Source organism: Psychrobacter sp. Ps1 (assembly GCF_022129425.1).
Classification (GTDB): Bacteria; Pseudomonadota; Gammaproteobacteria; order Pseudomonadales; family Moraxellaceae; genus Psychrobacter.
This window is the reverse complement of sequence record NZ_JADQAN010000033.1, coordinates 1-14,554: the sequence shown is the minus strand read 5'-3', so window position 1 is coordinate 14,554 and position 14,554 is coordinate 1. Positions and strand designations below refer to the sequence as shown.

14 protein-coding genes and 1 pseudogene are annotated in these 14,554 nt (G+C 40.1%); 9 read left to right on the top strand and 6 right to left on the bottom strand.

Annotation, left to right across the window (positions count from 1 at the left end):
• The 5 genes from I3249_RS12510 to I3249_RS12490 all read right to left on the bottom strand — a co-directional run.
• Positions 1–783 (bottom strand): multicopper oxidase domain-containing protein (locus tag I3249_RS12510; RefSeq protein ID WP_238070175.1); only part of this gene is annotated, 783 nt, incomplete at its 3' end.
• Positions 784–881: 98 nt separating this feature from the next.
• Positions 882–1,529 carry a DUF411 domain-containing protein gene (locus tag I3249_RS12505; RefSeq protein ID WP_201569683.1) on the bottom strand — a complete coding sequence of 216 codons (648 nt, stop codon included), beginning with the start codon at positions 1,527–1,529 and terminating at the stop codon, positions 882–884.
• 139 nt (positions 1,530–1,668) lie between these two features.
• Entirely contained in the window at positions 1,669–2,262 is a 594-nt protein-coding gene (locus I3249_RS12500; protein ID WP_057758561.1) for a cytochrome c, read from the bottom strand.
• Between the two features lie 90 nt (positions 2,263–2,352).
• Positions 2,353–2,631 carry a hypothetical protein gene (locus tag I3249_RS12495; protein WP_057758559.1) on the bottom strand — a complete coding sequence of 93 codons (279 nt, stop codon included), beginning with the start codon at positions 2,629–2,631 and terminating at the stop codon, positions 2,353–2,355.
• 176 nt (positions 2,632–2,807) lie between these two features.
• Positions 2,808–3,092, bottom strand: a complete 285-nt coding sequence (locus I3249_RS12490) for a hypothetical protein (RefSeq protein WP_057758557.1) — start codon at positions 3,090–3,092, stop codon at positions 2,808–2,810.
• Positions 3,093–3,335: 243 nt separating this feature from the next.
• Here I3249_RS12490 and I3249_RS12485 point away from each other — a divergent pair, with 243 nt between their 5' ends.
• Together I3249_RS12485 and I3249_RS12480 are read left to right on the top strand one after the other, a co-directional pair.
• Positions 3,336–4,055 carry a heavy metal response regulator transcription factor gene (locus I3249_RS12485; RefSeq protein ID WP_057758555.1) on the top strand — a complete coding sequence of 240 codons (720 nt, stop codon included), beginning with the start codon at positions 3,336–3,338 and terminating at the stop codon, positions 4,053–4,055.
• Position 4,056: 1 nt separating this feature from the next.
• Positions 4,057–5,532 carry an ATP-binding protein gene (locus tag I3249_RS12480; RefSeq protein WP_201569677.1) on the top strand — a complete coding sequence of 492 codons (1,476 nt, stop codon included), beginning with the start codon at positions 4,057–4,059 and terminating at the stop codon, positions 5,530–5,532.
• A 246-nt stretch (positions 5,533–5,778) separates the two neighbouring features.
• On the opposite strand, the gene I3249_RS12475 is transcribed toward I3249_RS12480, so the two are convergent.
• On the bottom strand, positions 5,779–6,282 hold the full coding sequence (locus I3249_RS12475; RefSeq protein ID WP_201569673.1) for a hypothetical protein: 504 nt from the start codon (positions 6,280–6,282) through the stop codon (positions 5,779–5,781).
• A 239-nt stretch (positions 6,283–6,521) separates the two neighbouring features.
• Here I3249_RS12475 and I3249_RS12470 point away from each other — a divergent pair, with 239 nt between their 5' ends.
• From I3249_RS12470 to I3249_RS12440, 7 genes and pseudogenes are all read left to right on the top strand, one after another.
• Complete coding sequence (locus tag I3249_RS12470) at positions 6,522–6,857, top strand: hypothetical protein (protein ID WP_201569675.1); 336 nt, start codon at positions 6,522–6,524, stop codon at positions 6,855–6,857.
• 176 nt (positions 6,858–7,033) lie between these two features.
• Positions 7,034–7,579, top strand: a pseudogene (locus I3249_RS12465) (recombinase family protein).
• 279 nt (positions 7,580–7,858) lie between these two features.
• The gene (locus tag I3249_RS12460; protein WP_201569679.1) at positions 7,859–9,325 is read left to right on the top strand and encodes an Eco57I restriction-modification methylase domain-containing protein; all 1,467 of its coding nucleotides are present in this window, start codon (positions 7,859–7,861) and stop codon (positions 9,323–9,325) included.
• The gene (locus I3249_RS12455; RefSeq protein ID WP_201569681.1) at positions 9,325–10,275 is read left to right on the top strand and encodes a BsuBI/PstI family type II restriction endonuclease; all 951 of its coding nucleotides are present in this window, start codon (positions 9,325–9,327) and stop codon (positions 10,273–10,275) included. Before I3249_RS12460 ends, I3249_RS12455 begins: the two co-directional genes overlap by 1 nt.
• A gap of 186 nt (positions 10,276–10,461) precedes the next feature.
• Positions 10,462–11,388, top strand: coding sequence for an IS30 family transposase (locus I3249_RS12450; RefSeq protein WP_201569687.1), 927 nt, complete (start codon positions 10,462–10,464; stop codon positions 11,386–11,388).
• Between the two features lie 448 nt (positions 11,389–11,836).
• The gene (locus I3249_RS12445) at positions 11,837–12,433 is read left to right on the top strand and encodes a recombinase family protein (RefSeq protein WP_114701980.1); all 597 of its coding nucleotides are present in this window, start codon (positions 11,837–11,839) and stop codon (positions 12,431–12,433) included.
• 164 nt (positions 12,434–12,597) lie between these two features.
• Positions 12,598–14,181 (top strand): Fic family protein, encoded by a 1,584-nt coding sequence (locus I3249_RS12440; RefSeq protein ID WP_114701979.1) that lies wholly within the window; start codon positions 12,598–12,600, stop codon positions 14,179–14,181.
• Positions 14,182–14,554: the final 373 nt, after the last annotated feature.

The window sequence follows — 14,554 nt, the reverse complement described above, 5'->3', positions numbered from 1 at the left end:
AAAGGTTTTTTCACCAGACAAATCCGTGAAATCTGTCGGCATCATGCGCATCTGATTCCACATTTTGCGCTTGTCATGAGCAGCTTCTAGATTTGTTGCTGCAATATCGGCCAGCAGCTTTTTGAAGTCTGGTAGATGATAATTGTCAAAGTCTGCACGCTGCTTTAAAAGCTTCAAGAGATTATGCGGATCGCGGTGCGTCCAATCACTCAGCACGATTACATGGTCTTCTTCGATAGGATGACGTTCGCGACCTTTAGGCTCAATAACGATAGCGCCGAGCATACCAGTTTGTTCTTGGAACCCGCTGTGTGAGTGATACCAATAAGTGCCTGATTGCACCAGTTTGAATGTATAGGTAAAGGTACTGTTCGCAGGAATACCATCAAAGCTAATACCTGGCACACCGTCCATCTCAAATGGAACGAGCAAACCATGCCAATGGATAGAGGTTGATTCATCCATCTGATTATGAACACGTATCACTACGGTATCGCCTTCACGCATCTTTAGCGTTGGCGCTGGCAGCGAGTCATTGATGAGTGTCGCCATGCTCTTTTTACCGTTCACAATAGCGGACTGTTTACTGACGTATAAGTCAAACTCTGTACCGGTTAGGATGGGTACGATATGGTCAGCTTTATCACTGTTGACGGCTATATTTTGTTGACCTTTACCGAGCGCACTATTGGCAATAGACGGCAGCGTAGATAGCATGGATGCCCCTAACAAAGTAGAAGATCCTGTTAAGAAACGCCTGCGATTGAACATATTCTTGTTCATAATAATTTACCTAACTTAATCCGTGAAATGGGAGTTGAGTTCATATAACTGTTGGCTCATTAATAGAACAGAATGAGCTATGTAAAGTGTTAATCAAACTAGATTTGCTGCTGCGGTGAGTCAATGGTTGCATAAATGGCTGTTGAGCCATCTTTGTTAAGCTGCATCACTTTATATGGCATAAATTTATCTTGATATTCCATACCAGGGCTACCAACTGGCATACCAGGTACTGCAAGACCAATGGCATCACTTGGCGGATTCTTTAGAAACTGCGCCATATATTTGGCAGGGACATGGCCTTCAAAGACAAAGCCATCGGTAGTAACGGTAGTATGGCAAGAGCGCATTTGCTGTGGTACGCCATAACGATCTTTAAACAAAGACACGTCGGCAACATCATGGACAGCTGCGCTTAACCCATTGTCTTCTGCGTGGCCGACCCACTCTTTACAGCAACCACAATTGGCATCTTTATAGACGGTGGCTGACACATTTCGCAAAATAGTTGATTGGGTATCTGAATGAGCACTGACAGGTATTATTTCGGCTTGTGGTTGCTCTACTAGAGCGGTTTTTTGCGTAGCGGTAGTTGGCTCAGTCGCTGGTTTTGAGTCAGCAGTAGTCGCGTTAGGTTGACTACAAGCGGCTATCGTTAACGATAATGGCAATACCACAATCGCTGAGAGCACACGGCCAGATATCAGATTATGTTCATTAATAAATCTATTAGTATAGCGTCTCATAAAACCACTCCTGAGCGTCTGTCTGACGATCACATTTATAAAAATTAAAGCCGTAACACTGACCAAAGTAGTACTGGTAAAGCTTAAAACTCAAATCGCAAAAGGAAGCACTATTAAGCACTGCATCTTTTACGAAAAATCAATGTTGCATTCCGGATCCATCACCTGACATATCCATCTCACCATCAAATGACATGCCCAACATATCATCGTCTATCCTAGTCGTTAGCATGGTGTACTGGTTTTCATTTAATTCAGGTAACGATCTGATAAAAGCGACCATTGCCCACATTCTATCATCATCGTGCGAAGCGCCCCATGCTGGCATACCTGATGCCATAATACCGTGTTTAATGGCCCAAAAGGCTTGCTGAGCACCGGCATCGGTCTTATAGCGTTCAACCAATTCAGTATTGGTAAAATTGGGCGGCTTTGGATATAAACTTGCACTAAAATCAGTACTTTCTACCCCAGGAGATAAGTGACAGCCTGCACACATATCTTTATAGTCTGCCCCGCCCGAGCTGATCATTTCTGTCTTTTCTAGGTTTGGAACAGCAATGTCCTTACTAGCATTTGCTATTGAACGCGTACGTGCCGTTTCTAAAAAATTGTAAACCAGCGGACTATGGGCTTGATCAGCACCGATATTTATCACGCCACTAGTCACCACAATAAAAATACCTGTAATAGCGACAAAGACAGTAAGCAGTATCCCTAGTAAAAACTTCATAGTTTTGTCCTAAAAATCCATTTTTGTTAATACCCAATTACTGCTCGACAAAACCATCTAACAATAATATTGAATTTCTACGATCAATGTCTAAGAATCACTTTTACTAGTAACACAGTGCTTTTGGTACATCGCTTTCATTTTGCTCATGTTGGTCATCATGGCTTTCATAGCAGGATCCTTCATATCCATTTTACTATGATCCATTTTGCCCATCATTTGCATGTGCTTTTCCATTTTTTCACAGTTCATCTGATCTTTTTCAGCATGCATTTTTGGGTCATGTGCCAAAGCTGACGTTGAAACGACTAATGCAATAGCTGTTGCTACGATTGATTTAGACAGTGGTATTGATTTGAATAGTGACATGGTAAATCCTTATTTTATTTGGTATGAAGTCGAAAAACTTTAAAATATTAAGTTACTTTAAAGCATACTTTATTGATTCTGACAGAGAGATGACAGCAAGATTACAATTCTGTCATCTTGCTATTTATGGTTTTTAATATTGTCATCAATCCTTTAGTATGACATCAGAGCTGATATTACTTATCGCTACCATATTGGTTAATGAAGTATTTTTCAGACTGTAGATGTTGATCTTTGTGTTCGACCTCACAAGCCACTCTAGCATCGATATAGCTTTTCATTTGGGCGCTAGAAATCTGAGCATCGTTATGATCCAAGTTTTTTGCAAAGTCAGTAACAGCGTCACAGTTATCGATGATGGACGTACTTAGATCCGTAGTATGCGCGTTAGCAGTGGTAATACCGATAAGTACAGATACCGACAGCAGTACTACTTTTTTGAATGAGCCGTGAATTTTCATATAAAGCCTCTTTTGTAAGTTGTTAGGTGTTTGAGTTATTAGGTCATTAAATTAATGACCTGTAAAAATAATTCATAGCTGCTAGATATTAGGAACGAGCCACTATGTTTCATTCATATAGATTAGCAAAAGAAGACTGACAATCTGATTACGAGCACATGACATTTTTGTCAGTTACAAAACGTTTTTGTCATCTATATTGATTAGGATGTCAAATAATCATAATCGTATTGAGGGGTTACTATGAAAATACTACTGGTAGAAGATGAGTTGAAACTAGGCGAGTATATAAAAAAAGGCTTAACGGAAACTGGTTTTATTGTTGATCATCACCTAACAGGCCTAGATGGCTATCATGCATTGATGACAGAAGAGTTTAGCGTGATCCTAATGGATGTGATGCTGCCTGATGTTAGTGGATTTGAGCTGGTGCGCAATTACCGAGCAGCGGGTAAGCAAACACCTGTGCTCTTTCTAACGGCAAAAGATGACTTAAGCGATAAAATAAAAGGGATTGAGATTGGAGGCGATGATTATTTGACTAAGCCTTTTGCGTTTGCAGAATTGATCGTCAGAATAAAGAGTCTGTTACGACGCGCCAATCAAGCCGATTATCAAAGTACGATCCTGCAAATAGCAGATCTCAAGATGGATGTTGCCAAGCGCACGGTACATAGAGGCAGCAAGCCTATTAAGCTCACGGCAAAAGAGTTTTCCTTACTACAGTTTTTATTAGAGCGCCGAGGTGAAGTGCTACCACGTACCGTGATCGCCTCCCAAGTATGGGATGTGAATTTTGATAACGATACCAATGTGATTGATGTGGCGATAAGGCGTCTGCGTATAAAAATAGACGATGGTCATGAGGCAAAGCTCATTCATACTGTGCGTGGAATGGGCTATCGCTTAGAGGCGATGGCTACTGAGGTCCAAAGTGATGCGGACGGAGACGATTCTAAATAGCATGAACCATACACTCAGAAACCGGCGCTGGTCACTGCTATGGCGAACGATTTCCTTATTGACAGTCTTCGTTATTATCTCTCAGGTCATCATCTATGCGTGGGTGCAGCGCTCTGTGAGTGGACACTTTGAGCAAATGGACTCAGAGATTATCACCCATGCGGCTTTTAATCTGCGTAAACGCATGGTTAGTGTTAACGAGCCCATAGAACCATTCACAGTGTCAAAGTCCCAATCACTCATTGATGACAATCACTTGCATTCCTCTTGGCTGGATTATGATTTAAAAACCTTAGTAGCAGATAAAAAAGGCAAGTTATTATCCAGTGACCCCAGTAGTTTCATTCATAATTTGCCAGCCGATTTTAGCTTGTTATCACTATGGCAGGAACATCACGATCAGCAGTTTATGATCAAGATAAACAATAGGCATTACCGAGCCATTATTATTCCAAATCAAGAGATTTTGGCGTTTATTGCCCTACCTACCAATGTGCATCATCAATATCTTATCCAGTTTAATCGCCAGCTGAGCTTGATACTCACAGCCATCACCTTGCTGTTGGTTTCAGTAGCGGCATTAAGTGTGTATTGGGGGTTTGCGCCTCTGGCCACTATCGTCCAAAAAATGAAAGGCATAAACCTGCAAAGGTTAGACGAAAGAGTGTCGGTTGGCGATATGCCGTTAGAGCTGCGACCACTAGCAGAGTCTTATAATTCGATGATGGTCAAGCTTGAAAGTAACTTTGAATCATTATCACGGTTTTCAGACAATATCGCTCATGAGCTACGTACGCCAATAGCGACGCTGAGTACACAAACGCAGGTCATGTTAACTAAGCCAAGAGAAGGCGACGAATACATTGAGCAGCTACATCATCAGCATGATACGTTAGAGCAGTTATCCGCCATGATTAACAATATGCTGCTACTGGCAAAAACCCAGAAAGGATTAAGTGATTCGCAAATCAGTCACGTGGATACGGATAGTTTAATCACCAAGCTTGTTGATTACTATGAAATGATTGCAGAAGATCGAGGGATAACTTTTGAGAAATCAGGTGATTTTGAAATGGTGTTGGGTGATGAAGGCTTATTGCAACGGCTGTTTGCCAACCTGATATCAAATGCCATTTATTATGCAGCTAGTGATAGTACTATCATGATATCCGCTACCATCCTCACCTCAACCACCTCACTTAATGTGACTAAAGACGAGGTTCGACCCTCAAAGCAGCAACGGTTAAGGATAACGATGACCAATCGTTTAGACAAACCATTAGATCAGAAAGAGGCTGATAAATTATTCGAGCGATTCTATCGTCATGATAAGACTAGTCATAAGTACGCAGGTACAGGATTGGGATTGTCTATCGTGCAGGCCATCGCTAATGCCCATAAAGGTAAAGTCAGTATTACTATCAAAGAGGAGTATTATTTTGAGGTTAAGGTAGCGTTATTGATGGCTAGTTATTAACCTTCTTTGTACTATGAAGCTTGAGATTTAGAAATGATAAGTATTGATGGATCAACAAAATATTGAGATAGGTTTGCTTATATTGTGAGAACAATAGCGGTACCCTAGTGAGGACTCGAAACTTGGGCTGTAGGCTAATGGTATCAAGGTTTTGAATTATTGTGATAACTGTAGTGTACTTCATGGTGTACTGTTTGAGCTACTCAAGATTATTTAAGTATGATGGTATCTATACTCAAATATTTATCACTTGAAGTTATAATTATAGACACGTACTACCCCAATAGTAGCATCAGGATTATCTATCACCTCTTCGCCACCGGCGAAAAAGAATATTCCATCAATGAACTGTCCTTTATCATCTGCTAAATAGTGTGCATCTTCTGTATCATCCAAAACTAACGCATGGTCTATATCTCCGATACGACTGCCCATTTTGATACCACCATCAAAGATTTCGCCTTGATAACCTTCACCAACTTCAATGAAGATAAGCGTACCTTGTTCAGAAAAACTAAGCTCTAGTGTAGGATTTTTAAAGAATATTGCGTATCCGTTACCGTATGACGAACCCCATTTATATAGTAAGACTCCTTCATTATTGTTTACCAAATCAACATTCCAAGGAACTTTATTGCCATCTACACTCTCATCGACATAATGCAAAAAACTTTGCAATTTTTCACCTAGTGCGAACCCTGCTAAGGATTTGCCAATCTCTGCTTTAGCATGTAAATCCAAATGAGCCATTTATTTAGTTAACCTTATATTGATTAATAAGCTTTACAAGCCCAAAAATAGTATTAAATCGTGATCGGTGCGCTATACAGGCATCGAACTGCTAGTGTTAGACATAAATTTAATAACTACGAAATCGTTGGCATAGGTCATTATCATTGAGCGGTATGATTCAAGGCTTTCAAGTTAGTTTCTACGGGATTGACAGTGTAAATCACAGTATTGGTTACAGTTAATACGGACGACAAAAAATGAATAATATACATAATGAGCATATATATTACATACAGCAAGCTATTAAAAAATTTGAACTAGGCAATATACACTTTCATGACTTTAAAAGTAGAATGGTTGGCTGTACTGTTGGACTAGAAAATCATATTAATTGTGACTATGACTTGGATAGACTCATTGATGTTTGGTTTGAATCTATAGAGTTTTGCTACCTAGAGAAAGATTGGCAAGCTTATGGGTTAGAAGCTGGTTACTTCATACTCGAGGCATCAAAAGCTTTTCCTAACAAGGTTTTTCTTCCTGAAAACTCTGATGTAGTAAAAGACCAATTAACTAGATTTTTCGAAAAATAGGCTATACCCCAGTGGAACCAGCTATTTCACCCTTCAAACCTATTAATAGACTACTTAAAATAGACTGGTATAATGGAACCACTTATAACAGACTATTTTAGGTATTTATGTTTATTAGAGCTTATCTAAGAGCGTTTATCAAAGAATAAGATGCCAAGCGTGCCAAAAATGAGCTTATACAGTTTGCTACTGATCATGGTCACAAAATTGCCGCCTTCTATGTTGAAAACGAGTCAGGCGCAACTTTAATACGTCCACAGTTAATGTAACTGATTGATGACGCCCATGAAGGCAATATAATTTTGGTTGAGCAGATTGACCGCTTGGCACGTTTGAACCAAGCTGATTGGGATATTCTTAAAAGAATGCTATCAGAAAAAAAGCTGGCAGTCGTATCAAAAGAGCTACCGACATCATATATTGCGCTTCAATCTGAGAGCAGCACTGAATTTATGAGCAGCGTATTGCAGGCCATTAATTCAATGATGCTTGATATGCTCGCTGCTATTGCTAGAAAGGATTATGAAGATCGACGTAACCGTCAGATGCAAGGTATTGCTCGTGCTAAGACAGAAGGTAAATATTTAGGACGTAGGAAAGATACCGAGAAGCGTAATATTATCGCTAGTCTCCTAAAATTCGGACATAGCTATTCTGAAATACAAGTTACAGCTAAGTGCTCACGTCAACTGATAGCTGTTGTAGCTAAAGAAGTGGCTTAATACTCAAATACTCAAATACTCAAATACTCAAATACTCAAAAAAATATATTACTCGTTGTCAAGTTAATATTGATTAGATAACTAATTGGGAAATGTGGAGTATCCAATAATAATGGGCAGTTCAGTTTCATGTAAACCAAGTACACCATCATGTCACTTTAGGCCCCTTTCACTATAGAAGATAGGCTCAAAAGTGTTAGTATATTTATTAAATTTGAACCAATGTAAATGTATAGGTTATACCTACGTATGGCCTAATGATAAATAAATGGATCTAATATGCTCCAACAGTTAGACACTGCAGATAGTGTGCGCCGTAAATTGACACATGGTACTACTCGAGAACATAAAGCTGAGCTAGGCCAATTCATGACGCCTTCAAGTGTAGCCCGCTTTATGGCCTCACTTTTTCCTCCTAGCGACTTAAAAGATTGTCACCTTTTGGATGCAGGTGCAGGTGTAGGTGCTTTGAGTTGTGCCTTTTTGGACCGTTGGGTAGATGACGAGTTTGGCTTCAATTCCGTTCAAGTAACCGCTTATGAGGTTGATGATGAGTTGCAGAGTCATCTTAAGCAGCATTTGAACTCTTATGCGGATGTGACAACTAGTATTATCACTGACGATTATATCCAACTGGCGACAAACAAGGGTTTGCAAAATCGTGGGTATACTCATGCAATCCTAAATCCACCTTATAAAAAAATTAATAGTAAATCCAAACATCGTCTAGCTTTAAGTAATGTTGGTATCGAAACAGTCAATTTATATTCTGCTTTCATAGCATTAGCGCTAGGAGAAATGGCTCCAGGCGGACAAATTGTAGCTATTATTCCTCGCAGTTTTTGCAACGGGCCTTACTATCGTCCTTTCCGTGATTTCATTCTTGAACGGGCATCGATTCGTCAGATGCACCTGTTTGAATCGCGCAGCAAAACTTTTAGTGATGATCAGGTATTACAAGAGAATATAATTATTTGTTTAGAGCGCGATGGAGAGCAAGGCCCTGTTACGATTTCAACATCTACTGACGATAGCTTTTCTGACCTAACTAACTGTGAAATCCCTTTTGAACGCATAGTCTTCCCAGATGATCCAGAACGGTTTATTCACGTGCAAACTACGACCGATAAAAGTGCAATCGAACTATCATCTGCTGTACTTTATTCAATGACTGAAATTGGTGTAAAACTATCAACTGGTCCAGTAGTTGATTTCCGATTGAAAGAGTATCTACGAGACATGCCTGAAGAAGACGCGGTGCCATTGATTTATCCCGCTCACTTGAAGGCATATAAAACTACTTGGCCTATACCCAACTTTAAAAAATCTAATGCGATTATAGTCAATAACAATACGGGGAAATGGCTTTACCCGAACGGGTTTTACTGTGTAGTGAAACGTTTTTCATCGAAGGAGGAAAGACGTCGTGTGGTTGCAAATTTGATAACCCCTACTGATTTTAGCGAATATACAATGCTAGGGTTTGAAAATCATTTAAACGTATTCCACGACAATAAAAACGGCTTACCCTCGGCATTAGCAAGTGGACTTATGGTATACCTGAACACTACAGCAGTAGATGAGCATTTTAGACGTTTTAGTGGCCATACTCAGGTCAACGCAACAGACCTCAAGCGGATGAAGTATCCCAGCCGTGAAAACTTAATTAAGCTTGGCCAATGGTCTTTGAAACAAGAAATAATCACACAAGAAGATATTGACGCTCAATTTATGGACTTAACTTAATGGAAGATAAAAACGTTCACCTTGAAGATGCCCAGGAAATAATAGCTGCGTTAGGTTTACCCTCTCAACAGCAGAATGAGCGCTCCGCCTTATGTTTATTAGCTCTTTTAAACCTGATACCAGAAAAACCATGGTCACAAGCAGAATGCCCACTTATGGGTATCACACCCATGATGAATTGGGCATATGCTGAATACGATAAATTTTATGCTCCCAATTCTAGAGAAACATTTCGTCGCCAAACTATGCATCAATTTTGTGATGCAGGTATAGCACTTTATAACCCAGACAAACCAGACCGACCTGTCAATAGTCCGAAAGCTGCTTACCAAATTGAACCTCACGTATTGACTCTGCTTCGTACTTACGGGACTACAGAATGGCCCAGCCACTTAAAGCGCTATTTAGTTGATCGTACATCGCTTATTGAGCGTTATGCTAAAGAGCGTAAGCAAAATCGCATTCCTGTAAGGATTGCAGAAGGTAAAGAAATCACCTTGAGTCCTGGTATTCATAGCGAGCTTATTAAAAATATTATCGAAGATTTTGCAGAACGTTTTGCACCGAACAGCATCTTAATTTATGCCGGTGATACGGAGAAAAAGTGGGGGTATTTTGACGAAGAACTACTGAAGGGGTTAAATGTGGATGTAGGTTCACACGGTAAAATGCCTGACGTAGTATTACACTACACTGAAAAAAACTGGCTATTATTAGTTGAGTCTGTCACTAGCCATGGACCTGTTGACGGGAAACGATATGAAGAGCTTTCTAAATTATTTTCAGAATCAACTGCTGGGCTAGTTTATGTGACAGCTTTTCCAAATAGAGCTCTTATGGGTCGTTATCTTGGCGAAATCGCATGGGAAACAGAGGTATGGGTAGCAGATGCGCCTTCTCATCTCATCCATTTTAATGGAGTAAGGTTCTTAGGACCTTACTCCACATAGTTTTGAGAATATAGCTACTGTTTTAGATAGAGACCATTAGCTGCTGCAGTGTTAACAAGATTATGAAAGGTTTCGATTAAATCTTAGATTAACACATGAAGTGCAATACCAAATGCGAGGTGAAAAAAAGACCTAGATGCGCTAGCATCAAAGTTTATATCCACCGACCAAAGTGAGATTGTAACCATGAACTATACACATCTAAGCCTAGGTGAACGATATCAGATTTATGCCCTTAAAGGTGCGAAACATAGTATTAAATTTATAGCTGATGCATTAGGCAGAAGTCCTAGTACTATATCAAGAGAGCTTAAGCGTAATAAAAGCCTGCGAGGTTACCGAGCTCATTATGCCGATAACAAAGCTCGTGCAAGACGATCAAACAATGCTTTCACTATCATCACTGACGTATGGGATTGGGTCACAAACAAGCTTAAAGACAGCTGGAGTCCCCAGCAGATAGCCGGGTTTCATTGTGGCATTAGTCACGTGAGCATCTATCGCTATATCTGGAGTGACAAGAGTAAAGGTGGCACGTTATGGCAGTGTCTTAGACGTAAAGCCAAACCTTATCGTAAGCCACTAACTACTGAGACCCGAGGCCGTATCAATGACAGAGTCTCAATCCATAAGCGCCCCTCCATAGTTGATGCGCGCACGCGGATTGGAGACTGGGAGGCGGATACGATTATCAGTCAGCATCACAAGCAAGCGATTGTGACGATCGTTGAGCGCCGTACAGGACTGCTTAAGATGAAACGTGTGCTTAAAAAGAGTGCATCACAAGTGTCAGAGGCGATGATAGATCTTTTAACCCCAGTAAAAATACAGGTCAAAACGATTACCTCTGACAATGGTAAAGAGTTCGCAGATCACAAAAAAGTGAGGCAAAAACTCTTTAGTCCATTCTTCTTTGCTGATGCTTATGCGTCTTGGCAACGAGGTACGAATGAAAATACTAATGGCTTGATCAGAGAGTTCTTACCTAAAGGCTGTGATTTTAGACAAGTCTCTGATCAAGAGATTCAAATGATTGAGAATAAACTAAATAACAGACCAAGAAAACGGTTAGATTTCAAGACTCCTAGTCAGGTGTTCTATAATATTATTTAGCGTTGCACTTGGTATGTTAATCTAAGGGTTCTTATTTTCTATAGAGGTGATCAAAGATTTTTTCCTTCTATCTAACTTTGAATACATTCCGATTGCTGTATATTTCTTCATTAGCGTAGTTATACTCTTCTTTATTACTCAGTTGATATTATTAACTTTAGTAGGAATAAACTATCTTGGTTATAGTGCATTAGTAAATGAATAGAAATAGATTATGCTCCAGTGAAATCAGATATTCAAAGCGATAATAGAGCTAATAGCCTACCTAGAATAGACTAAGGTGGTAAAACCACTTTAGTCAGCCTATCATTAGGCTATACCCAAAACATAAAACTTCTAAACGATAACCTATCTATCATTTGACTTTTATTTGATATTAAATGATAGTAATATCTTGCTATTATCAATGAACATCAATTATTAAGTCTAACTGATACAAAGAGGTATTATGACCGTTCGTATTTATGTGAGAGCCAGCACTAAGGATCAAGACGCTACTAGAGCATTAATAGATTTGGTTGCCTTCAGTAGCCGCTATGGTGATAGCTATGTTGATTACGTTGAGCACTTCAGTGGTACAAAGCTCGATAGACCAATCTTAGCTAAGTTGCTAAAGGACGCCGAGCAAGGCGATATTTTATTGGTTGAAAGCGTGGATAGATTAAGCAGACTATCTCAAGATGATTTTTCGATTCTAAAGCAGCGTATTAAAGATAAGGGCTTACGATTGGTGGTGGCTGATCTACCAACCACACATACGATGAGTGACGGTATGACAGGTGAGATCCTAAAAGTGATTAACGATATGCTGATCGATTTATTAGCGACCATGGCAAAGCTTGATAATGACAAGCGTAGAGAGCGCATTAAACAAGGATTGGCCAACAGTGGCTATAAACCCACTGGTAAGAAAGCCAATACCGCAAAACACAATCGTATTAAAGCATTGGCTAGTCAAAACAATATGACAAAAGAAGAGATCGCTAAGGCGGTTGGTGTTGGCGTAGCTACCGTTTATCGTGTCTTAAAGCAGGTCAATAGCTGAGGTATTTTAAATATCGACTCAACGTGACCTTTGGTCTTGATTTAAAGGCATCGCAACGTCATAAGAAAATCGTTTTAATGCAATAAGGCTTTATAATAATCATTATATTGCATTCATAATTGTTTTTGCGCAAAATGGCTTATCTATAATCGCTTGAGCCACTCATGATGAATACCCCTATCTCAGATCCTATTGGCGCAGCATGGCTTGTCCGTTATGCCAGCATAGAGCTGGTTTCGCCTTTATATGTCAGCAGTAGTATCGGTGGGCGCAGACAAACCTATAAAGACGGTGACGTCATTCATAACGCTTATCAGGAAACCGCACGTCCACTGGACACTATCATTGCGCACTTACAGTTTCACATGCGTCATGAAGTACTGAATTTAGAGTTACTGGTTCGTCTATTTGAGCAGATAGGGGCAAATGACGTGCAAGCATGGGTAAACGCTGAGCCGACAGGCAGCTATGCCCGTAGAATGGCTTTCTTGTATGAGTGGCTCATGGATAAGCATTTAGAGGTACCGAGTAATATAGGCGGTAACTATGTGGATGCTTTGGATACCAAGAAGTTGGTTACTTCAAGTCCTTCGCAGGTCATCAAGAACGCTCGCTGGCGTATCAATGACAATCTAGCAGGAACCCGTCATTTCTGTCCGATGCTGGTAAAAACAGAGGCCTTTACGCAAGCAGCTGCACTCGATATTGCCACAATGGTTGACAAACTTAACGATGAATTTGGGCAAGACTTACTGATGCGCGCCTCCGTATGGATGACCCTACGAGAGAGTAAAGCCAGCTTTACTATAGAAGGTGAGGGAAAAGAGTTAAAACGCATTGAACGTTTTGCCGATGTGATGGCACGGCGTACCGGCACCGGTGACATTCCGCTTGATCCTGAATCACTAGCAGAGTTGCAACAAGAGATACTCGGTAGCAAAACGGTTATCCAGCAGTATGGTGTCCGTCAATCACCAGTTTTTGTGTCGCATACTCAGGTCAATGGCTTTAAAGAAATTGTGCATTATATTGCTCCACCAGCTGATGACATTGCTGATAAGTTAGAAGGATTACAGGTATTTATGGAAAAGACTGAGGGACAATCAGCACTGATGCGTAGTGCGGTTGCCTCCTTTGCCTTTGTATATATTCATCCGCTGGCGGATGGCAATGGCCGTGTACATCGCTTTTTAATTAATGACGTCCTCAGGCGAGACCAGGTCATTCATGAGCCGATTATCCTACCTATATCACAAGCCATTGCCGAGCATCCCTCAGACCGGCATGCCTATGATAAGATTTTAGACCGTGTCTCTGTGCCGCTCATGAAGCAAATCCGTGATCATTACAGCTTTGATAAACAGGCAGTTACCTACCCTGATGGTATTCGCTCAAACTTAAATTTTGGAAATACTCACCTGATTCAACCTGCATGGCGCTTCATGGATCTAACGCCTCACGTTCAGTACTTATCAGGACTGATTGCTCATGTTATTGAAAAAGAGATGCATAACGAGTCACAGTACCTAAGAAAGCATGACCATGCACGACTGGCGATAAAAGAGATTGTTGAGATGCCCAACAGCTATGCCGATAGAATCATTCGCAGCATGCTACAAAATAAGGGTGCTAAAAGTAATAAGCTACTGAAGGATTATCCGTTTTTGGCAAATGATGAGGTTTGGGACGATATTTTCTCTATCGTTGTAGAGACCTTTAAAGATGAAGCAGATGGTTTGAATAGTTAGACGAACCCTGCTATACGCAGGAAAGTCTGCCTTGATAATCAAGCTCAAGCTAGTCTCAATATTATCGTTCCAATGATGATTCGTTTGTAAAACGATTCGGCGAAAATACCGTAGCCTGAAAAGTAATCAATATTTTTCTTGACCCTATTCAAGCTAATAAACTACTAAAAATAGAATATGTTAAAGGAACTTTGATAACAGATTACTTTTGTTTGACAAGAATTATTACAGCTCCTAAAATTTGAGTATTTGAGTATTTGAGTATTTGAGTATTTGAGTATTTGAGTATTTGAGTATTTGAGTATTTGAGTATTTGAGTATTTGAGTATTTGAGTATTTGAGTATTTGAGTATTTGAGTATTTGAGTATTTGA

Bases quoted from the DNA above. Each gene is read 5' to 3' on its own strand.
- I3249_RS12505 (WP_201569683.1), bottom strand. From the start codon at position 1,529: ATGAGACGCTATACTAATAGATTTATTAATGAACATAATCTGATATCT.
- I3249_RS12500 (WP_057758561.1), bottom strand. From the start codon at position 2,262: ATGAAGTTTTTACTAGGGATACTGCTTACTGTCTTTGTCGCTATTACA.
- I3249_RS12495 (WP_057758559.1), bottom strand. From the start codon at position 2,631: ATGTCACTATTCAAATCAATACCACTGTCTAAATCAATCGTAGCAACA.
- I3249_RS12490 (WP_057758557.1), bottom strand. From the start codon at position 3,092: ATGAAAATTCACGGCTCATTCAAAAAAGTAGTACTGCTGTCGGTATCT.
- I3249_RS12485 (WP_057758555.1), top strand. From the start codon at position 3,336: ATGAAAATACTACTGGTAGAAGATGAGTTGAAACTAGGCGAGTATATA.
- I3249_RS12480 (WP_201569677.1), top strand. From the start codon at position 4,057: ATGAACCATACACTCAGAAACCGGCGCTGGTCACTGCTATGGCGAACG.
- I3249_RS12475 (WP_201569673.1), bottom strand. From the start codon at position 6,282: ATGGCTCATTTGGATTTACATGCTAAAGCAGAGATTGGCAAATCCTTA.
- I3249_RS12470 (WP_201569675.1), top strand. From the start codon at position 6,522: ATGAATAATATACATAATGAGCATATATATTACATACAGCAAGCTATT.
- I3249_RS12460 (WP_201569679.1), top strand. From the start codon at position 7,859: ATGCTCCAACAGTTAGACACTGCAGATAGTGTGCGCCGTAAATTGACA.
- I3249_RS12455 (WP_201569681.1), top strand. From the start codon at position 9,325: ATGGAAGATAAAAACGTTCACCTTGAAGATGCCCAGGAAATAATAGCT.
- I3249_RS12450 (WP_201569687.1), top strand. From the start codon at position 10,462: ATGAACTATACACATCTAAGCCTAGGTGAACGATATCAGATTTATGCC.
- I3249_RS12445 (WP_114701980.1), top strand. From the start codon at position 11,837: ATGACCGTTCGTATTTATGTGAGAGCCAGCACTAAGGATCAAGACGCT.
- I3249_RS12440 (WP_114701979.1), top strand. From the start codon at position 12,598: ATGATGAATACCCCTATCTCAGATCCTATTGGCGCAGCATGGCTTGTC.